15 protein-coding genes are annotated in these 22,584 nt (G+C 40.7%); 8 read left to right on the forward strand and 7 right to left on the reverse strand.

The genetic code is table 11. The features are described 5' to 3' along the window. Positions 1–239: 239 nt before the first annotated feature. The 8 genes from CWD91_RS05180 (at position 240) to nhaD (ending at position 12,984) form a co-directional block, all read left to right on the forward strand. Positions 240–1,097 (forward strand): LytTR family DNA-binding domain-containing protein, encoded by an 858-nt coding sequence (locus CWD91_RS05180; protein WP_103439923.1) that lies wholly within the window; start codon positions 240–242, stop codon positions 1,095–1,097. Positions 1,098–1,389: 292 nt separating this feature from the next. Next, a complete protein-coding gene (locus CWD91_RS05185) occupies positions 1,390–2,523 on the forward strand; it encodes a cytochrome-c peroxidase (protein WP_239985665.1) in 1,134 nt (377 codons plus the stop codon). A gap of 18 nt (positions 2,524–2,541) precedes the next feature. Then, a complete protein-coding gene (locus CWD91_RS05190; protein WP_103439924.1) occupies positions 2,542–4,050 on the forward strand; it encodes a parallel beta-helix domain-containing protein in 1,509 nt (502 codons plus the stop codon). 71 nt (positions 4,051–4,121) lie between these two features. Beyond that, positions 4,122–7,208 carry a SusC/RagA family TonB-linked outer membrane protein gene (locus CWD91_RS05195; protein WP_103439925.1) on the forward strand — a complete coding sequence of 1,029 codons (3,087 nt, stop codon included), beginning with the start codon at positions 4,122–4,124 and terminating at the stop codon, positions 7,206–7,208. Between the two features lie 32 nt (positions 7,209–7,240). Next, positions 7,241–8,692 (forward strand): SusD/RagB family nutrient-binding outer membrane lipoprotein, encoded by a 1,452-nt coding sequence (locus CWD91_RS05200; protein WP_157943722.1) that lies wholly within the window; start codon positions 7,241–7,243, stop codon positions 8,690–8,692. Between the two features lie 19 nt (positions 8,693–8,711). After that, entirely contained in the window at positions 8,712–9,617 is a 906-nt protein-coding gene (locus CWD91_RS05205; RefSeq protein ID WP_103439927.1) for a PKD domain-containing protein, read from the forward strand. 112 nt (positions 9,618–9,729) lie between these two features. After that, positions 9,730–11,094, forward strand: coding sequence for an aldehyde dehydrogenase (locus tag CWD91_RS05210; protein WP_103439928.1), 1,365 nt, complete (start codon positions 9,730–9,732; stop codon positions 11,092–11,094). A gap of 624 nt (positions 11,095–11,718) precedes the next feature. Beyond that, positions 11,719–12,984 carry a sodium:proton antiporter NhaD gene (gene nhaD, locus CWD91_RS05215; RefSeq protein WP_103439929.1) on the forward strand — a complete coding sequence of 422 codons (1,266 nt, stop codon included), beginning with the start codon at positions 11,719–11,721 and terminating at the stop codon, positions 12,982–12,984. 260 nt (positions 12,985–13,244) lie between these two features. On the opposite strand, the gene CWD91_RS05220 is transcribed toward nhaD, so the two are convergent. The 7 genes from CWD91_RS05220 to CWD91_RS05250 all read right to left on the reverse strand — a co-directional run bounded on the left by CWD91_RS05220 (position 13,245) and on the right by CWD91_RS05250 (position 22,562). Continuing rightward, positions 13,245–13,451: a hypothetical protein gene (locus CWD91_RS05220; RefSeq protein WP_103439930.1), complete on the reverse strand. Its 207-nt coding sequence runs from the start codon at positions 13,449–13,451 to the stop codon at positions 13,245–13,247. Between the two features lie 364 nt (positions 13,452–13,815). Beyond that, positions 13,816–17,022: a PVC-type heme-binding CxxCH protein gene (locus CWD91_RS05225; RefSeq protein ID WP_103439931.1), complete on the reverse strand. Its 3,207-nt coding sequence runs from the start codon at positions 17,020–17,022 to the stop codon at positions 13,816–13,818. Between the two features lie 13 nt (positions 17,023–17,035). Next, complete coding sequence (locus tag CWD91_RS05230) at positions 17,036–18,007, reverse strand: Gfo/Idh/MocA family protein (protein WP_103439932.1); 972 nt, start codon at positions 18,005–18,007, stop codon at positions 17,036–17,038. Continuing rightward, positions 18,004–19,023: an NAD-dependent epimerase/dehydratase family protein gene (locus CWD91_RS05235; protein ID WP_103439933.1), complete on the reverse strand. Its 1,020-nt coding sequence runs from the start codon at positions 19,021–19,023 to the stop codon at positions 18,004–18,006. Before CWD91_RS05235 ends, CWD91_RS05230 begins: the two co-directional genes overlap by 4 nt. A gap of 61 nt (positions 19,024–19,084) precedes the next feature. Then, the gene (locus tag CWD91_RS05240; RefSeq protein ID WP_103439934.1) at positions 19,085–20,197 is read right to left on the reverse strand and encodes a zinc-dependent alcohol dehydrogenase; all 1,113 of its coding nucleotides are present in this window, start codon (positions 20,195–20,197) and stop codon (positions 19,085–19,087) included. A gap of 96 nt (positions 20,198–20,293) precedes the next feature. After that, complete coding sequence (locus tag CWD91_RS05245) at positions 20,294–21,448, reverse strand: Gfo/Idh/MocA family protein (RefSeq protein WP_103439935.1); 1,155 nt, start codon at positions 21,446–21,448, stop codon at positions 20,294–20,296. A gap of 64 nt (positions 21,449–21,512) precedes the next feature. Beyond that, complete coding sequence (locus CWD91_RS05250; protein ID WP_103439936.1) at positions 21,513–22,562, reverse strand: sugar phosphate isomerase/epimerase family protein; 1,050 nt, start codon at positions 22,560–22,562, stop codon at positions 21,513–21,515. Positions 22,563–22,584 lie beyond the last annotated feature (22 nt).

Raw genomic sequence — 22,584 nt, forward strand, 5'->3', positions numbered from 1 at the left:
ACATAGACTCCTTTACTGTACCACTAGATTAGAATTTTAAGATTGTTTCCATTTTTTCCGAGTTCTTTCATAAAAAAGCAAAAAATCAGGAAAATACTCATTCTATACTTGGTAGTTTAAATATATCCTGAAGACGGCATTCTTATAAAAACTATTTTCACTAGATTCGATGTAGTTATTATTTTCAACCTGTAATTCCCAAAAATTACAGAGATTTGATTTCGTAACCGATCCAACCTATGAGGAAGCGTATAGAAGCAATATTAAAACAGGAAATCCCTTATTTGGATTCCGTTGGAAGCAAACTCTTATTGATTGGCTTTATCAGCCTGTATTCTTTCATTTTCATCAACATATATGCGCCTTACAATATTAATAAATGGGGGGAAAATTATTATTGGGAGTTTATCCTTATTGGCTTTAGTGTACTAATTTTCAGTCAGTTTATACTGCGTACCATATTTGGGCCCAAAAGATTCAAAATCTATAGTTTACTCCCTTGGGGACTAATGGAAATGGGATTAATGGCCTTTATATTTGAGATTACCTATAGTCCGCCAATGCGAACGCTTCAGGAACAAATTTCGGAATTCCTGCTTACCTTGTGGCAAATAGGTTTAGTAGTGGTGGTGCCCTATACGCTGTTTTTGTGGTATGCCCAAATCAAACTAAAATTATCCTCCTTCAAAGAGGAAATTCAATACAACCTTGAAAATACAAGTATTGAAGGAAACAATGAATTATTGATTTTAAATGGCGAAAACAATAAGGTGGTACTGGCCATAAAATACAACCAATTATTATATATTAAGTCTGCAGGAAATTATCTGGAGCTCTTTTACTTTACGGGAGAAAAAACCAACAAGGAACTTATTCGAATGAGTTTCAAGGAATTGGATGAAATTATCACGGACCCTAAGGTAATCCGCGTCCATAGGTCCTATATGGTCAATACGGTATATATCAATTCTGCTAAGAAAACAAAAAAAGGGTATGCCCTTAATATCCAATATATTCAAGAGGAAAAAATTCCCGTTTCATTTGGTTATAAGACCGAGTTTGAAAAAGCCCTCCAACCAAAAAAAATGTCCCATTAATCCCAAATAGGGATATTTCATCACAAAATATCATAGACATAACAGTTAGTTGAAGCACCATTGTTAATTTGTGCCAATACAGTGTATTTGCACAGCCCGATGAATCCAATTATTACATCCGTAATGCTATAAATGTTAAGCTATTTATTTCAAAAACGGTCTATGATTACGACAGGAATTTGGGATTTAATGGTTCAAAATTTTAATGAATAATCAAAATATAATTTAAAACCAGGTGATATTAAGTAGGGTCATATTAAAGCTAATTATATCAGGGTCAATTATTGGAATCTTGGCACTGGTTTTCTTTTCCGGACAAAAATCCACTGCCTATTACCCAGTTCCACTTTTAAAAAGTACCTGTCCTCCCGGATTTAAATTGAATGCCAATAATGAGTGTATTGCAAAAAATCTTTATAATCAGTATGCAGTGACCAACAAGGCCGGTGTAGGAGGTTTAAAGTCGGCCCTACCAGAGATTCGCGATGGTTTTTCTCCCCAAGAAATAGACTTGGGAAGGTATTTATTTTTTGACCCTGCTCTTTCTGCCGACCAAACCATTTCCTGTGCAACATGCCATGATCCCACCAAAGGATTGGGTGATGGCTTGGCAACCAGCCGGGGTAAGGATGGACTTAGATTAAAAAGAGCGGCCCCTTCCCTTTATAATGTTGGCTATTTAAAAAAACTCTTTTGGGACGGTCGTGCCTCAACTTTGGAAGAGCAAATGCTGGAACCCTTGTTTTCCATGCAAGAAATGGGAAATACACCGGAAAACTTACTCAAGACCATAAATGACATTGAGAATTATAGAAAATTATTTACGGAAGCATATCCTAATAGGAATAAGGCCGCCCCTATTGCACTCGAAGAAATTACCAATGCCATAACGGCTTTCCAATCTTCCCTGATTTCCTTAAACAGCAAATATGACCAATATGCCCATGGGTACGATGAAGCATTGAATAAAAATGAAATTGAAGGCCTTAATGTATTCAGGTCCTTTGTGGCCCGTTGCGCTGAGTGCCATACCCCTCCCCTTTTTACAAATCAACAATTTGCCGTTATAGGCACCCCCGAAACAGATGGATTACCACTAGATCCTGGAGCCGAAATCCCTTTTAAGGACAAAAGTCTAAGAGGGGCATTTAAGGTTCCAAGTCTTAGAAACATAGCACAAACCCCTCCTTATATGCATTCTGGGAGATTCAAAACCCTTCGTGAAACCGTTCAATTTTATACAGACGGTCGTGGGCATGCCATACCGGAAGGTGAAAACTTATTGATTCACTGGCATATTTGGGAACCGAATTTAACGGATTACGAATTGGACCGTCTAGTGGATTTTCTTAAGACCTTGACAGATGAATCCTTTAAACCAAAAGTTCCCGAGGCACTTCCTTCGGGGCTTAAAATATCGACTTAATTAACAATCAATTGGAATATGAATAAAAAATCGCCTTTTATAAAAATTATTACCTCTATCCTGCTCATAGGAGTAGGGATATTCATTGGAAAATCGTTCTTTGGACCAAAAAGTGTGGAGACCGTTCCAATACCGTCCACCATGAAGTATAGAAACATTGGACTTTCCAATGACACAACACAGGTTGCTTCAAGTCAAGAATTCACCGGAAATATAATAGAGGTCAAAAATGGCTCCTCTATCCAGAAGGCCGTAAAAGAGGCCAATCCCGGAGATCTTATTCGTGTTTACCCCGGAACGTATTCGGAGAACGTATATATTGACAAAGATAATATTAGCCTACAAGGAGTGGTCATCAATGGAGATTGGCCAACATTGGATGGTAAAAAGGAAATTAACGACGCCTTCCTTTATTCTGGCAATGGCATTCTTATTGAGAATTTTAAAATCATTAATTATAAAGGCAATGGTGTCATGGGCCAGGCTGGCAACAACTTTATAATACGCAACAACTGGATCATAGATACCGGTGTTTATGGCATTTTCCCACAATATGGTAAAAACGGACTTATTGAACATAATGTCCTAAGTAAAATAGCGGATGCGGCCATTTATGTTGGTATGTGCGATAATGTTGACGTACTACATAACGAAGTATTTGATAATGTTGCGGGTATTGAAATTGAAAATTCAAGACATTGCCTGGTAGAGAATAATTATGCCCACAACAATACAGGTGGATTACTTGCCTTTGTAACACCTGGGCTTCCTATAAAAACCACTTTTGATGTTATACTGCGCAACAATTTTGTGGTAAACAACAACCATGAAAACTTTGGGGCACCGGGATCTACTGTTTCAGGAATTCCATCCGGTACAGGAATTCTAATAATGGCGGCGGATGATGTAATTGTAGAAAACAATATCATAACAGGGAATAACAATACTGGGATTACCATTGTTGACCTTGCAACAGGCGACCCAAAAGCCAATGACCCCAATTCTGAAGGAAATCCTGACAGAGTAGTAATTCTCGATAATATCATGTTTAATAACGGGAATGACCCTACTGGTGAAATAAAGACCATCATGCTTACCCAATTGGATAGCAAGGGGCCTGATATTTTCGCCTATGGCGGAGGCACTGGCAGCACGATCAGGGATAAGAACAGATATCGAACTTTTGGTTTGGATAATTACGGAATAGCACAAATAACAGATACCAAGGACATACCAACAATGATGACTCCGTCTCCGGTACCACCCAGATCGGTTTCCAAAGAAGAACTGGGGGAACTAACGTATTATGGAGTTTGCGCCGGTTGTCATGCTTTTGGCACAAGATTGATCGGTCCTCCAACTGATATCATACAAGCAATTCACAATGATAATCCACAGGGTATAGTAGATTATATTACTAATCCCAAAAACCTTAGGGAAGACTATCCGGAAATGCCGCCACAGAATTATTTGTCTGAGGAAGCCAAAATGGCCGTGGCAAAATATATCCTGGCGCTGAAGAATTAAAATTTTACAATATGCAATGAAATTTAATAATTGCCAGACAATAACATAAATAAACCACCAAACACAATTATATGAACAAACTAATTCTAATATTGGCCATATTCGGTACTATAATTACCGCCGGGGCTCAAAAAACCATTTCCGGTCAGGTGCTGGAAAAAGACACCAATACGCCGCTTTTAGGGGTAAGTGTATTGGTAAAGGGTTCCATGACTGGGACCACAACAGATTTTGATGGTAATTATACACTCGCTGATCTAAGCACAGACGCTATTATTGAATTCTCCTATATTGGGTATACCACCCAGGAATTTACTATTGGCGATCAAACGACAATTAATGTCTTCCTTGAAATTAATGCCGAGCAGATGGACGAGGTAGTGGTTACTGCACTGAACATCCAAAGGGATAAGGAGTCACTTGGGTATTCTATCTCCCAAGTATCGTCGGAGGAGGTCAACGTGGCCAGAGAAAATAACGTAATGAATTCGCTTTCGGGAAAAGTCTCAGGCTTACAGATTACACAATCCAATACCGGAGTTGACGGTTCCAGTCGGGTACTCTTAAGGGGTATCACTACTATTAACGGTAACAATAGACCCCTAGTTGTAGTTGATGGTATTCCTATAAGCAACGGTTCGGGTGGGGCAGGTGCAAGCGGGGGTATCGACCGGGGAGATGCCCTATCGGATATCAATCCAGATGACGTTGAAACCATAAGTGTCCTAAAAGGGGCAGGTGCAGCCGCGGCTTATGGCTCATTGGGCATGAACGGGGTGATCTTGATTACCACCAAATCGGGAACCAAAAAGGCTGGGGTTGGAATTTCTTTAAATTCATCCTTCTCATTTTCGGATGTTGCCTTAACTCCCGATTTTCAAAACGAATACGGCGCCGGGGCATTTGGCGATTTTGCGCCGATAAATGCCGATGGAAGACCCGTGTTGGATTATCCCTTTTCATGGAGTTGGGGACCAAAAATGGAAGGACAAACCTATACCAACTGGTTGGGACAACAAGACAACTACACTCCCAACTCAAAAAGGAATCCATATAAGGAGTTTTATCAAACCGGATTTACAATGTCGAACACGTTGGCTTTTGAAGGCAGAAATGATAAAGGTTCCTTTAGATTGTCAATAACCGATGAGGATGGTCAAGGCATTGTGAGTAATAATACATTGACAAAACAGACATTTAGCTTAAGAGGTTCTTCTAATTTGACCGATAGATTTAGTATTGATGGAAAAATGACCTACATCACTTCCAAAGTAAGCAATAGACCACAACTGGCAGAAGGAAGTGGAAATACCGCTTTACAACTTTCTTTAATGCCACGGGATATACGATTGGACGATGTAAGAAACAATACTGTGAATGCAAATGGGGAAGAAATTAAATGGAATTTGGACAATACTTTTAACAACCCCTATTGGGCACTTGAAAATGCAGGAAATGTTGATGAAAAAGACCATTTCCAAGGCTTTATCTCCGCAAATTGGGAGATTGATGACAAATTCAATATCACTGCAAAATCAGGGATGGACTATATTATCAACGATTACACTAGTTATGGGGCCACCGGGGCTCAAGCCATTCAAAACGGATTAGGCTCCTACAATCATGACGGTGATCAAAGCAGTATTTGGAACTCCGATATATTAGGGACGTATTCTACAGACCTTTCGGATTTTAACATAACCCTTAGTTTGGGGGCCAACTATCGCAATGAATATAGTAACTATAAAAATATTTCTGGCAATGATGCCAAGGTTCCCAATTTCTATAGAATAAGTAATTATAAAAATTCATTTTCCTCTGAAGGAATTTCAGAAAAAGCTATTTATTCCTACTATGCCCTGGGACAATTTGGTTACCGAGGCTTTTTATATTTGGACGCTACTATTAGAAACGATAATTCATCCGCCTTGCCCCAAGCCAATAATTCATATTGGTACCATTCTGAGAACATGAGTTTGTTGTTCACTAAATTGCTGGGCATTAATTCCAATATATTAAGTCAGGGTAAACTAAGGGGCTCATTTGCCAAAGTAGGTAACGACACCAGCCCGTATAGAACGCAGGCTGTATACAGCGTTGACCAAACAGTAACATTGCCCTATACCGTGGCTTCCATTTCAGAAAGTCTTCCCTCTTTTGATTTAAGACCCGAAACCTCCGAATCTTGGGAAATTGGCGCGGATCTAGGTTTTTTAAAGAATCGTATCCAATTGGATGTTACTTATTACAAGACCAACACTACCGATCAAATTATGGCGGTTCCAATTTCAGGAACAACTGCCTATTCATCAAAGGTCATCAATGCAGGAGAAATTGAAAATAAGGGTATTGAGGCCCAATTGAATTTGATTCCTTTTGACTCTGAAAATTTTTCATGGGACCTGGGATTTAACTTTACAAAAAGTAATTCTAAGGTAATTACATTAAATGAAGGTTTGGAGAGTATTTCCCTTGGATCTCTCTGGACAGCTTCTGTTGAGGCCCGACCAGGGCAGGAATTCGGGACCATTTATGGCAACGATTTTTTAAGGGATAATTTCGGGCGAAAGATAATCGGCAATGATGGCCTGGCCAAACGGGGCGATCGCGTAGCCCTGGGAAATATAAACCCGGATTGGTATGGTGGTTTTACCAATAAAATACGCTATAAGAATTTCACCTTAAGTTCGCTTATCAGCGCACAGGTCGGTGGGGAGTATTATTCATACGGTAGAGGATATCGTCTATTTTTTGGAACGGACGAACGCAGTTTAGTGGGTAGGGAAAACGGCCTTGTTGAAGAAGGCATCAATGAGTTTACTGGTTTTGAAAATGACAATGAAACCAGCGCTCTACTAAAACAGTTTACAGATATATTTTCAAATGAAATTGCTACCGATATCATTCTAGATGCCACCAACGTTAAACTTAGAGAGGTGGCCTTGACTTTTGATTTTCCAAAAACCATGCTGCGAGACACATTTATACAATCGGCGAGTCTATCGGCCGTTGGTAGAAACTTACTCTTTCTATATAATGCCGCAGGCGATATAGACCCTGAGGCAACCTATAGTAGTGGCCCGGCCAGTACCGCCTTTGAACATTCATCACTGCCTTCGACAAGGAGTTATGGCGTGAATTTAAAAATCAACTTTTAATATAGATGACTATGCAAACGATATATAATTCAATGAGAAAAACAGTAGTTGTCGCTGTAGTAGGAATGTTGTTACTTTCATGCGAGGGCCATTTGGAAGACCTTTATGATAACCCAAATGCCGTTACTTCGATTGACGATTCTGCATTATTTACCAAATCCGTCAGAAGTTTATTTCAGGCAACTACGGATAATGGCTCAGCCCATTTTGCTGGTATGCATGCCCATTACTATGTGGCAGGAAGTACTTGGAGGGCTCCCGATCAATATGGAGATGGTCATGATGGGGATTACAATAGTATTTTAAATGATGGTTATAGCGGCACAATCCGACATATTGAAGAAGTTTTGGAACTGACTTCTTCCGCAAACACCCAAAACAATATACGGAATGCCCTTGCCAATATTATTGCAGTGTTGGCCTATGCCAAGGTTACCGATGCATTTGGCGATGTACCTTACACAGAGGGAGGAAAAGGCAAGTCACAAGATATTTTGCTGCCAAAATATGATACTCAAGAGAGTATTTATAAAGATATGATTGTTAGGTTGACAAACAGCATTGCAATTTTGAAGACCGCAGATCCTGCAATGGCATATCCCAATTCCGACCCGATTTACAACAACGATTTAGGCAAATGGGTGCGATTCGCCAATAGTGTCCGACTTCGACTTGCGATGCGCATGCGCTATGCAGACCCAAGTGCATCACAATCCACTGTAGCGAAATGTTTATCCGAACCGTTGATGGAAACCCCAGGGCATGATGCTTTTATGATTGAAACCGAAGGTACTGGAAACGCATGGTTTAATAGAAGAACAGGATTTCCGTCCATTAAAATGTCAACATTGCTGATCGATCAATTGCAGGGTACCAACGATCCGAGGTTGGCCGTGTTTGTGAGTAAGGACGGTACCGGACAGTATTCGGGTATTGTAAACGGACTTACCGACCAAGCTTTTGGAAATTCCAATTTTGCCAACTTATCCGATATGGGTCTTGCCTTATCTTCCCCTGAAAGTAAGCTATATATAATGACCGCTGCTGAAACTTGGTTGTTACGGGCAGAGGCGGCCTTGGCCTATGATAATGACCCCGCAACGGCCAACATATTATATAGAAAAGGTATTGAAGCTTCCTTAAACCAATGGGAGGTTGATGCTGCCGAAATAACTAGTTTCATGGCCTCGCCTACCGCTACTTTGGCAGGTGTCAACGATGAGGAGCAAATTGGAGTGCAAATGTGGTTGTCACTAACGCCAAATTTCTTTGAGGGATGGTCGCACATACGTCGAACAGGATATCCTATTATACCCGTTCGAACTAGTGAAGATTTATCCAAAGGTGTAACCAACGGTATTATGCCAAGTAGGTTCAATTACTCTTCATTTGAGCAGGGTGCGAACAGCTCCAACGTTCAAGAAGCCATTTCTAGACAGGGTGCCAATAAAATAGATACACCTGTATGGTGGGATAAAAACTAATAGCTAAAAAAACATTCAGATGAAAAATAATAAGATATTAAGTTTACTACTACTAGCCATAATATTGGTTAACTGTAGCGACGATAATGAACCACTCTTACCCCTCTCGGATTTTCAATTTTTAGTTGAAGGCTCTGTGGTAACCTTTAACGGAACAGTCGAAAATACCACTTCCATTAATTGGGATTTTGGCGACGGTAATACCAGTACCGAGGAAGATCCGGTGTACGCCTTTGCCAGTCCCGGAACATACAATGTTGTCATGACGGTAAGTGGTCCAAATGGTACCTTTTCTGAAACCAAAAGAGTTACTATTCTTCCTACACTTGATATTCTATTGACCGGTGGTCCTGCCAGACCTCAAGGTAAAGCATGGAAGTTAAAAAAAGCATACACCGCAGGTAAGGAAGGTGCCGGATTGATAGAGAATAAACTTGGACTCTTGATCGCTTCCTTTGATAATTTACTGGGAGCTGTAGGGTTGGGCGCATCGTATGAAGATACTTTTACTTTTGTTCATGATGGAACCTACAAAGTAGATAATGTTGACGGCCAAAGTCTTATGGGCATTATACACGCCAGTGCATTTCACGCAGCCAATATTACTGCCGTTTCGGCAGATCTAGCGAACGTGCCCCTTGCCCATGCTATCTATACACCTGTAACCGACGCCAAATGGGAGCTTAATGAAGAGGACTTTACAATTAATACCTTGTATCCCCAAGTAGGACCAGTAAGTATAAATTTCACAGGTAAGCAACGTCTAATTTTAGGAGAATACCTTGGTTACAAAGAAACCAGTAACATTGTAATCCTAAAGGAAATTACAGAAACAACTATGAACGTGGCTTTGGGAATACATACGGAACAAGATTTTTATGATACGCCAACATTATTCTTTCATTTGACTTTGGAGTCTTTATAAATTCCAAAAATTGCAATGGTTAAATACTCATAATGATGTTATTTAATATATAATTTTGATGATATCCCCAAATGAGTATGATTAGGGATGTTTTTTACCTTAGTTTAATGCCATGAAAATATTACATAAACAACGTGCTTTTTTTGCTACGCAAAAAACCAAGGATGTTGCATTTCGAAAAGAAACCTTAAAGCGATTGCAAAAAGAAATAATTGCGCGTGAGGATGACATTGCACAAGCTATTTACAACGATTTTAAAAAGCCCAAGTTCGAGACCTTGGCAGCAGAAACGCAATTCGTATTGGCGGAACTAAAATTGACGTTGAGAAATATTGACAATTGGGCAAGGCCTGACAGAAAATCTGCCACCTTGATGAATTGGCCCTCCTCTGATTGGATCTATAAGGAACCCTATGGAACCGTACTGATCATTGCTCCATGGAACTATCCGTTTCAGTTGGCATTTGCTCCCATGATCGCGGCTATAGCAGCAGGAAATACGGTTGTAATCAAACCTTCGGAAGTTACATCCCATACTGCAACGATCATCTCGGAAATTATCAATGAGGTATTCGAACCGGCACATGTTACCGTCGTGGTAGGAGGTGTGGAAGTATCCCAGGAGCTTTTGAAGGAAAAATGGGACTACATTTTCTTTACAGGTAGCACTCGGGTCGGGCAAATCGTTTATGAATCCGCGGCAAAACACCTTACACCCGTTACCTTGGAATTGGGAGGTAAAAACCCTACCATAGTCGATGAAACGGCATCAATCAATTTGACGGCAAAACGGATTGTTTGGGGAAAGTTCTTAAATGCAGGCCAAACCTGTATTGCAACGGATTATATACTTGTACACAAAGAGGTAAAGGACAAGCTTGTTGCGGCACTAAAACATAACATTATCAAGAGTTATGGAGAAAACATCGAAAAATCTCCGGATTTTTCACGAACGGTAAGCAAAAACCATTATGATGGTTTAAAGGCTATGCTGGTGGGTGAAGAAATTCTTTTCGGCGGTGATAGCAATGATGAAGATAATTTTCTCGCCCCAACATTGGTCAACGAGCCCAAATTGGACAGTAAACTGATGCAAGGCGAAATTTTCGGGCCTATACTTCCCATTATTGCCTATGAACATGAGGCCGATTTAGAGCGGCATATCATGAATTACGGCAAACCCTTGGCAACCTATATATTCTCTAACAGAGAATCTTTCCAGAAAAAAATAATCGATAAGTATAGTTTTGGTGGGGGTGCCATCAACGACACCGTAATTCAAATCACAAATAAAAGGCTCCCTTTTGGCGGAGTTGGCGCAAGCGGAATCGGAGCCTATCACGGCAAAACATCCTTTGACATATTTTCACATCAAAAGGCTATTGTAAAAAAAGCAAATTGGTTTGATGCCCCACTCCGATATCCACCTTATAACCTGCCTATGCAGATCGTAAAGAAAATAAAGCATCTGTTCTAATCAATTGGAATGGTGGAAATTGTGATAAGGCCATGTTTGAAGAACCGTCCTACACAACTGCGTCTAGGGGTCCTCAGCTCTGGATTATGTAGTTAAAATCGGTTCGGACCCATCACTCTAATACTGAAAACCAGATTTTTATATTTCTTAAATTCAATGTCGCAACCTTGACCATGCACACCTCATCCTTTTAAAACTATTTATTTTTATGATGTTAATGTGCATTCATAATTTTTAACAAAGCTCCATGCTTTATTTATTCTGTGAACTTATATTTTTAACAATCTGTTAACGATTATTGTTTATACCTTAGAGTTAATAATTTGGACTAAATAATGAACGCGTTAAAGTCAATTCCTTTTTCACCGTTTCGTCTTGGTGTAAATCTATTCGTTGCTTACAAGCTCCCTAATTCCATATTTTTTCACTTTTTAAGCGCTACCGGTCCTTAAAACAATTGGGCTATAGTCCATTCGTGATAAAAAAGACCCTCCCAAGTTCAAACTGTCTGAGGAATAAAAACTATGGTAAACTAAAAATTTGCTCTAGTGCCTTACTGTAAAAGCACGGAGCATAAATATATCCTTATATGAGAATCAAGTTTAAAAATCCCAATACATTGTCATGCTGATTACCACCCTTCTTTTTGTGGCTGGCTATATGATCATAGCCTTGGAGCATGTAGTAAAAATAGACAAGGCAGCAACGGCATTGTTTATTGGAGTAGTACTATGGGTCATTGTCGCCCATACAGGAGTGGATTTTTCAGAAACCCTATTGAAGCTCAAGGAACATTTTGAGGAAATTTCTGAAATCTTATTCTTTTTACTGGGAGCCATGACCATAGTCGAATTAATTGACATCCATAACGGTTTTGAAATTATCCTTAGGATACTCAAAACAAAAAGCATGTTGATACTACTTTGGGTGCTATGTCTACTAACTTTTTTTCTTTCTGCTGTTTTGGATAACCTAACCACCACCATTGTAATGATGGCTATTTTAAGAAAGTTTCTGAACAACAAAGCGGACCTCTGGTATTTCGCAGGGTTTATCATTATTGCAGCCAATGCGGGCGGGGCCTGGTCTCCTATAGGGGATGTCACCACCATCATGCTATGGAATGGTGGCCAAGTTTCTACCAACATTATCATTAGTGAGGTATTTTTACCTAGTTTAGCTTGTTTACTGGTCCCATTACTAATCGTTTCTTATAATTTTAAAGGGAAAACTATTGAAGCTATTGCACCAATTCCCCAAAATGTTCAACAAATAAGCCCTAAGGAAAGTAACTTTATATTGCTCATGGGGATAGGGTTGCTATTGATGGTGCCAGTGTTTAAAGCCATTACCCATTTGCCTCCATTTTTGGGAATGCTATTTAGTTTGTGTCTTTTATGGTTAATTACTGAAGTATTGCATAAAAACAAACCAATTGAACTAAAACACCATTTATCCGTAGCTGCAACGGTTCAAAAAATTGATACTCCCAGCATACTTTTCTTTCTAGGGATTCTATTGGCCGTGGCCGCCATTGAAACAAATGGTTCCCTTGAATATATAGGAAGTGCCCTAGAAACCACTTTTAATGATTTTCATATTACCAATACCTTATTGGGACTTTTGTCCTCATTGATAGATAACGTACCCTTGGTGGCAGGTGCCATGGGAATGTATTCCATGGAAACCTATCCCCAGAATCATGAATTCTGGACATTTTTGGCCTATTGCGCAGGGACGGGAGGAAGTGTACTGATTATTGGTTCTGCTGCTGGGGTAGCCGCAATGGGAATTTTAAAAATTGACTTTTTATGGTACCTTCGACGTATAGCCTGGCTGGCTCTAATAGGCTATTTCTCAGGTATTCTGGTCTTTATATTAATAAATTGAAGATCAATTTCGGAATTAAACCTAAGCAGATACTAATTCCCAATACTGACGAAAATCGAAAAAAATTAGCAATACAATTTACTTTAACACCAACAGATGTCGACGTTTCAAATTTGGAAATCACATAACTGTTTTATGCTGAAAGATTCCAGATAACCTTATTTATACTTTGGATAAAACGCGAAGTAAAGTCTTTGTCCAAAAAATAAACCCTGCCCATTGGAGCAGGGTTTCATATACCTTAAATGAATCTTGACGCGTTAACGTGCCAAATCCATCATTTTACCATTTTTTAATTCACCAAGCACAGTAACGTCCTTGCTTTTCTTGTACTCTTCAAGAGCGTAAAGCATTTGTTCTTCTGTATCCCTTCTGATTTTTATACCTCCAGTTTTCTGATTTTTATTTCGAACTTCAATATAATATCCGTCCTTAAGTTCCGTTGGTTTTGTCGCCGGCCTTCCCATATTTAATAACTATTTTTTACTGTTCAAATATTAATTATTCCTGTACTAAAAATTCATTAGTCGTATAAACGTATGAAAACTTAACACAATAATCTCGAATATTATGGCTTATTAATGTATAATCCTAAAAAACATAGATTTTTAACAAAATCTTGGCATGAATAAACCCATTAAGGTTTGCAATTTAAATTTAATTAACGCTTAGTAAAAGCCTTTTTAACAACTTAAATAGGCTGCCCAAAATTGTAATCATACCATAAAAGGCCTCTTGGGCAACCAAATATTATTTTGAACAGTAAAAAGGTTGGTAAAAGAATACTCTTTCACCAACCTTTAATCAAAGACTTAATACAATTGCCCTAATTTACTTCATCGGATGCTCTTTTAATAATTCCTCTGGGGAATAAAAGCCCTCCTTATCCTTAATCTTCCCACGCACTTCCTTCACTTTATCCGTAGAAATCACAGAGGCCTTATTTCCAAAGGTATTTCTGACATAAGTTAATACGGCCGCAGTTTCATCTGCGCTAAGTAAATTTCCAAAAGGTGTCATAGGTACTTGTCCAGGATAGGACTTGCCATTAACTACTATAGGTCCCATAAGTCCATTGGTAGTTAATTTTATAAGCCTATCCTCACTACCCGTGACCCATTCAGATCCAGCAAGTGGAGGAAAACCAGAAGCTTCCAGACCTTGACCATCGGCTTGGTGACAAGTGGCACAAAAGCCATCCCTCATATATATTTCCCTTCCTGCAACCATAAGTTCCAAGTCTTTTCCTTTTAGATCGGTCTTGATAACCTCTTTTGGCTCCTCCCCTGCCTTGTGGCCATTTAAATGGGCCAGGGCAGATTCATAAGGTTTTTCCATCCATTTGTCCAATCCCTTATTTCCTGCTTCTGTGATAATGGGAATCCCCGCATCCCTACCCAACCAAGAAGCAGCTACCAAGGCTTCCAGTCTTACCCGTGGATTGTCATCCTTGGCGGCTTGCATTAAAAGTTCGGCCTGATCTGGAATTTGATGTCCGGCATAGCGAAGAACACCTACAGCAGCGGCACGGGCCTTGAAATCTTTTGCGTTAAGTACTTGTTTAAGTAATGGTCCATCAACTTTATCCAAGCCCCAGGTCACCCATAAAGCCTCCAATAAGTTGTGTTCATATCTAGGCTCATTTTTATCCAAGCTTGCCACCCAAGTTTTCAATTTTGACAATACTTCGGAGGCATCCCTAGCTCTCAATTCCCTTTTTGTTCTGTATCGGGTACGGTATTCGGGAAGTTTAAGGTTATCCAATAATTCATCTATACTGGCATCAACAATCTTGGCAGGTTCCACCAAAGGCCTTGATGGGTAGGTAATACGGTATACCCTACCGTGTGCATGATCTCTTAGGGGATCACGCGCATTGTGCTGCATGTGTCCAATAAGCACATTGTGCCAATCTATGACGTACAAAGAACCATCAGGAGCAAACTCCAAATCTACAGGTCGAAAATTTTTATCGGTTGCTGAGATCAAATCCTCTTGATGCTTGCTTACATAACCGGCAGTTTTAGGGTCATCAACCATTGAATGTTCCTTAATACCCAAGAATCCAATAGTATTGGCAATCAACATATTGCCTTGTGCGGCATCTGGAAAATGTCTGCTCGATACGAATTCCAAACCAGAAGTTGGTCTCACCAAATGTTTCTTTTCTATAAGGTTTTCGGGTAATGGTGAACTTACCCCGTACCGTGGTACAATTGTTCCTGGCATCATCCAAGTAGCCGCTGGACCGGAGGTATGTTCAAAAAATGGTTGCCCCCAATCATCGAAAGCAATACCCCATGGGTTTGGAATGGGCAATTGTGCCGTACGCTCCAAATGATGTCTTTGTGGGCTATACCTATAGAACCCACCATTAGTTCCTCTAACAGTACCATATGCAGTTTCCACATTGGTATGCAAAAACACTCCTTCTCCCATATAGATCGCTCCTGATGGATCGGCTGTAAAGGCGCTTATTGCATGGTGCGTATCGTGATCATCGAATCCACTTAAAATGATATCCTTTGCATCGGCCTTGTCATCACCATCTGTATCCTTTAACAATACCAAGTTGGTACCTTGAGAAACATACACTCCTTCTGGCGCAAATTCAAATCCTATAGTTAGATGAAGTCCGTCTGCAAAGACAGTTTGCTTATCTGCCTTGCCATCGTTGTCGGTATCTTCCAATATTAACAACTTATCATTGGGCTTACTGTCGCCAGGCTTATAATGAGGGTAACTTGGCATTACCCCTACCCATAGCCTTCCTTTGTTATCAAAGGAAATCTGTACGGGATTGGCCAGGTCAGGAAACTCTACCTCAGAGGCAAAAAGTTCTATCTTATAACCGGGTGCCGCCGTAATTTTATCCAGTGCATCTTTCCCATATAAATACTCTGGGGTTCCATTTTTATCACTTGGCTTATAGTTTGTTTGTACTTCAGGTAATTCTTTGGTTTGAGCATCACTTTTGGCCAAATCCATTTTTTTTCCCTGTAGTGCTTCCCAAATAGCAGTATCTCGAATAGCAGTCATCTGACGTATTTTCTCTATCTCAAAAGGATAGTTATCCGGACCGTATGGATCATAACGCCTACCATAGGCATGAACACCGTTGGGAATTTTAAAATCGTTATGCCAGAACCAGTTTTTTTCATTTACGGCATCCAGCACCAATTCACGGTTTTCTTCTACCTTACTTTCTTTGACACCGAAAACTTTATCTGCCAACAGCTTGGCAAACTTCTGGTAACCCAAATCGTTTAGTTGAAAACCGTCCTGCGTTAAATCTGTACTTTCGGATTGATACCATTCTCTTGTGGGGTCAAAAGCATTCACAAAAAGAACACCTTCTTCCGCGGCTACTTCCTTCATTGCCGCAGTGTACAACTCTAGGTTCCCATTTTCTTTTTGTCCATTGGGCAGGTCCATCTTATCGGACAGATCTTCAAAAGCAATGGGTGACACAAGTGCCAATTGCGGAGGCGTGGCGCCATTATATTTTTGACTTAGGGTATGTTTAATAAACGCCCTTAATTCCTCCTTATAATTGTCCAGGCCTTCTTGCCCTTCAAAAGACTCGGAGTAACCAAAAAATCCTATAACAATGTCTGCCTTTAAACTGGTAATCCATTCATCCGGAGAAGGAAAATGGCCAATGGGACCGGACCGGCGTCCGTCTTCACCGTCAACAAAATGTATGGCTTGCCCCGACTCATGCTGATATTTATCAGCTCCAGGAAACGCCCAAGGTGAATTTCTTGAGGAATGCGGCCTAAAACCAGGTGTATTACCACCATCACACATGTTTCGAATGTAAAGTGAATCATTGGGGTAACGAAGTTGCATTTCAGTTTCGAAATGCCCAAAGTTCATCATACGAGATCCCAAATTATTACCCACCAACACTATATGGGAGTTAGGTTCGATTTTTAAGGTATTGTCTTCCTCCTTATTACAGCTGTAAACGGTAAGGACTAGGAAGAGCATTAGGAAAATCTTTCCCCAAGCAACTTTTTTACTGATATTCATCATTTTTGGTATATAATTAATTGATATTCACGTGAATTCCTTCTTTTACAGACTTTTCACAAGCTTCTATAATTCTTTGGCAGGTAACGGCATCTTCAAGACTCGAAAGTGGTGCCTCATTATTCCGCAATACATTGTTGATAAAATGTGTTGCTGTATTTTTGATCGATTCCGGGTAGGAATGGTAGGTTTGGGAGTGCGCACCATTGCGCTCATTTATAACCCAATCCCGGTAACTATAACGGGTACTACCCTTGGTTCCAATTACTTTTATGATACAGGTCCATGGGTCCCCTGCATGGTCATCATTTGCAAAGCTCGCCGATAAGTGACTTAGGGTACCATTCTGCATTTGAATATTGGCCATTGCCACATTTTCCTGTGGGGCTATAGTGGTGTCAACGGTATGTTTTAGACAGGATACGGTTTTAGGCTGACCGGCCAAATACAGCATGGTATAGCTATGATGGGTCAAAATCTGACGGATAACACCTGGGTAACGTGCCCTGATTTCTTCAGCGTGATGAATATTGTACATCATATAAAATTGGGAGATGTCACCCAATTTACCGTTTTCAATCATGGATTTTGCCCTTTTTATACCAGCTTCGTAGATATAATTGTGAACGGGCATACATTTTACCCCGGCCTTATTAACGGCATCCTGCATTAGTTCCAATTCAGCAATACTGGAGGCTGCCGGTTTTTCCACCAAGATGTGCTTTCCTGCCTTTGCTGCTCTTATTGTATAATCGCAATGGGTTTCCATATTGGTCAATATAAAAACGGCATCAACTTCAGCATCGCCGAGCAGATCATCAACGGAGTTGTACGTCTTACACCCAAATTTTTCGGCTTTTTTCGCCCCCTTTTCAAAGGTTCTATTCCAAAGTCCCACAAGTTGGGCCCCTGCCAAACTATTAATGGCCTCGGCGTGTAGATCGGCAATATCCCCTGCTCCTATAAATCCTATTCCTATATTTTTCATGAGGCAGCTGTAGAATATTTCAATGTGCCTTTTTCTGCCATCGTCTTAAACTCCAACAATGAATTTTTTATTCCCTCGGCTATTCCGGTCAAAGGCAAATCTTTGAAAGTGCCTGCAATTTTTGCATGATCCAAATCGCAAACAAAAAGGTTAGGTGGCGCACCATCGGTTACGGACAACGAAACATAGTCGCCCATGCCCAAAGACGTAGCTTGTTCTTTTATAATTTCTAAAAATGAGGTAATGGGGATGGTTTCCCCTTGGATGTTAAAAGCGCCAAAACCTTCATAGGGCTGAAGTACACAGGCAGCGAATTGCGCACCCACATCTTCAACAAAATGATAGTTTTCCCGACCTTGATATGGCATTTCAAAAGGAATCACTTTTTTGGCCACTGCACCTAAAACAATTGCCTTCAGGGCATTGGTCGGGGCAGAAGTTTTTCCTTTATCCCTACCCTTGCCATAAGTAGTATTTAACCGTAGACAAACCGTTGGCACTTTGGTGTTGTCATGAAATAAGCGAGCAAGATGTTCACCGGCCAATTTCCATATCCCATAATGATTGGGCGGGGCCAAAGGAACATTCTCAGAAATAATGGTTTCCGAATACATTGATCGCATACCATAAACTGCGGCAGAACTTGCAAAAACAAATCGCTTAAGGTTAGGTAATCTTTCGGCAGCATCAAAAAGTGCCATAGTACCCCCTGTATTTATTTCCATTCCCCCTATGTGATCGCGGGAACAATCCGGGCTTTGGTACGCCCCTAAATGTATAATATGGGTAGGGTCCACTTCAAACAAAACCCTTTCTATCTCTTTATAGTTAGAAACATCCAGAGTAACGAACTCCAAGCGCGGATCCAAATCATCCGGGAGCCATAATTTTAATGGATCCACATTGTTAGACCGCGATGCAACAACAATTTTCCCAACCTCCTTTGATTGTAAAAGTTTATAAATAGTGACCGATCCTATACAGCCCGTACCTCCGGTAATAAATATTTTGTGCATAATTTTAAAGCTTATTTTTTTTGATATTATGTTGCAGGCCTATACGAGACCTCATGAATTATTAGTTCATTTTTACAACGGCCTTCATATTATTAGCTTTTATAGAATCCTCAAAAGCTTGATTGATGTCTTTAAAATCATAGTAATCCGTATAGTGTTCAGAAGGGAAAATTCCGGTGACCATAAGTTTTTGTGCGGCCATATAATCGGCCCTGCAAGACCCCATGGATCCCCTCATATTTAAGGAGGTACGGGTAAGGTGAGTGGCATTGATCTGTACGTCCGTGCCGTAAGTAGCTATAACACATATGTCCCCTTCCGGTTTAACAACACCAATTGCCTCTGTTAGCACTGGAGGGACACCGGAACATTCTATAAGCAAATCTATTTTTCCGTTAGAGCCAAAGGGAACACCTTTATCATCGGTAATACCATTTTGTAGTTGTGTGGTCAAGGAGTTCTCCGGTGACACTTCTATGGTAATGAAACCCCTTTCTTTTGCTCTTTTTAAACGGATGTCACGATCATGGGCAATACCCGTAACAGCAACCCTTGCTCCTGCCGCCCTGGCAACTTCGGCAGACATCATTCCAATGATACCGCAACCTGTTACCACTACGTCCTGACCAGGCTTAATATCGCACTTATTATAAAGTGCGTTGGTGATAATGGACAAAGGCTCTACCAAGGCACCTTGGGCCGGTGTTAAGCCCTTCATTAAAGGGACAACCCGATCCGACTCCAACACCACTTGTTGTCCGAATCCTCCGTTTCTATGGAATCCTATGATTTCCTTTTTTGGACATAAATTCCATTTGGACACACTGCAGGCAGGGCAATCTTCTTCCCGGCAACCTAACATGGCCAAAGGCGTAAAAATATCGCCAACCTTAAGGTCGCCATGGTCCCCAGGCCCCAATTCCAATACTTCGGCACTAAATTCGTGCCCAATAACCCGGGGACGCTGCACCCAATCAAAATTGGCCTTGCCAATAGTTGCGCTATTGTCTGAACCGCAAATTCCTGTGTACAGTGTTTTTGCCAATATTTCCCCTTCCTTTAATGGGGGAATTTCCATTTCTACTACGGCCGAATTACTCAGTACTGATTGGCCAGAGTTCGGATATATTTTTTCGTTGCTCTGAAGACAAAAGCCTTTTATAGAATTACTCATCGGGATAATATATTATTTTAATTCAAATTAAATTTCAAGTGGAAAAACTTACCAGCCAACTTTACACCAAAGCATTCCCATTAGGGAAATTCAATGTTACCATTGGACACCAGTATCTTTCCAACTTTTAGTTTTGGCAGAATCTAAAACTGCTTCACAAACCTTCTGTGTTTCCTGGGCCTCCCTAAAGGTAGGCGAACATGGTTTTCCTTCTTCCAAGGCTTTAAGAAAGTCCGCTATTTGATGTACAAAGCTATGCTCATACCCAATTGATAATCCTGGCACCCACCATTTATCCATATAGGGATGGTCACCATCCGTAACGTGGATTGAACGCCAGCCCCTTTCCTGTGACTCATCCCTATGGTCAAAATACTCTAACCGCTGAAGGTCGTGCAGGTTCCATTTTATGGAGGCATGTTCCCCATTTATTTCAAATGTATATAAAGCCTTATGTCCCCTGGCATATCGTGTAGATTCAAAAAGGCCCAAAGATCCATTATCAAAATGGCAGTGAAACATACAGGCATCATCAATAGTTACCTCTTGTTTTTCGCCGGTACCGGTATGTACACGTTCCTTAATAAAGGTTTCAGTCATTGCTGAAACATCCTTTATACCACCGTTCAACCACATTGCAGTATCTATACAGTGTGCCAATAAGTCGCCTGTTACACCAGATCCGGCTGCGTCATTATCCAATCGCCATAACCCTTCCCCGCCTTGTGGAAGTTCTGGACTTATGGTCCAATCCTGTAAAAAGTTGGCACGATAATGAAATATTTTACCCAGCTTTCCCGCATCAATCAGTCGTTTTGCAAGGCTTACGGAAGGCAGTCTTCTGTAATTAAAATAAACCGTATTGGGTACTCCCGCCTTTTCAATGGCATCTACCATAGGTTGCGCTTCCGCAACGGTACGAGCCAAAGGTTTTTCGCATAAAACCATTTTTCCCGCTTCTGCCGCTGCAATGGCAATATCTGCGTGCATATTGTTGGGAGTACAGATATCTATGGCATCAATATCATCACGGGCAATCAGCTTTTTCCAGTCGGTTTCTACTGATTCATAGCCCCATTGATCGGCAAAGGCTTGCGTACGTTCCAGATTACGCCCGCAAATAGCTTTTAATATAGGTCGATATTTCAGTTCAGGAAAAAAATTGCCAACCCTCCTATAGGCATTGGAATGGGTTCTGCCCATAAAACCATATCCTACCATTCCTATTCGTAATTCTTTCTTACTTGACATGTATACTCTATTTTTTAATTTAAATTGAATTCATCATTGAACAACCGAGCAATAAGTATTAATCTTAAGTTGCTTCGTACCAACCATGCAGTTGACGTACTTTGATCATAGCCCCTAAAATATCGTTCCAAGTTTTAGGCTGCATCATAACATCATTGGGAAACATACATCCATCCCAACAGATGTGTCTGATTTTTTTGGTCAGAATACCGTTTTCATCACGCAACCAATGGCCTGCATCTACAGCAATATCCAATTTGCCGTTAGGGTCCGAAGCCTGGCAATGTCTTCCCGTTTTGTCATGTGATCCAGATCCGAACACTGTACCATCATTTTGGGCCACGTGAAAATCAATGGTCCATGGGCGAAGGGCGGCGGTTACACTTTTAAGACCTTCCGTCAATGTAGCCCTATCGCTCCAATCAAAATCCTTGGGCAATATTCTTTCATCCTCTTTATTATACCCCAACAGATATAATAAGGTATGCGCCATATCGGCCTGAAATCCAATATTGGGGCGATCTACCGCCTCAAGGGTATTCACCATGGTTTTCCAACCGTGCATTCCACCCCAACAAATTTCACCTTCAGCAGCCAGTGACTCTCCGTAATCGGCAGCAACATCGCATGCCTCGCGAAAAGTTTGAGCTATTAATTTTGTATTGGCCACGGGATCTGCTGCCCAACTATGTGGGTCAACGGAGGAATCGATGCGAATTACACCGTTGGGTCGTATTCCAAGGTCCCTTAGTTTTTTCCCTATTTCACAGGCTTTACGTACCTGTGTTACAAATTGATTGCGTTCTTCTCTAGATCCCATAGCAGAACCTCCACCAGTTCCTGCCCATACCGGAGCTACCAAACTTCCAATTTCCAGATTTTTAGCCCTGGCCTTATCAGCCAATTTTTTAATGCCGTCATCATTGGAATCGATATCCAAATGGGGATCGGCGGCAAATAGATCGAATCCATCAAATTTAACCCCGTCTACCTCGGCATTGGCCGTTAGCTCGATCATGGTATCTATTGAAATTGGTGGCTCTGAATCAGGTCCTTTTCCTACCACACCTGGCCACGAAGCGTTGTGGAGTTTAGGATAGTTGTTTTCTGGCATAACATTAATTTTAATAGTTCTT

Source organism: Arenibacter hampyeongensis (assembly GCF_002909255.1).
Taxonomy (GTDB): domain Bacteria; phylum Bacteroidota; class Bacteroidia; order Flavobacteriales; family Flavobacteriaceae; genus Arenibacter; species Arenibacter hampyeongensis.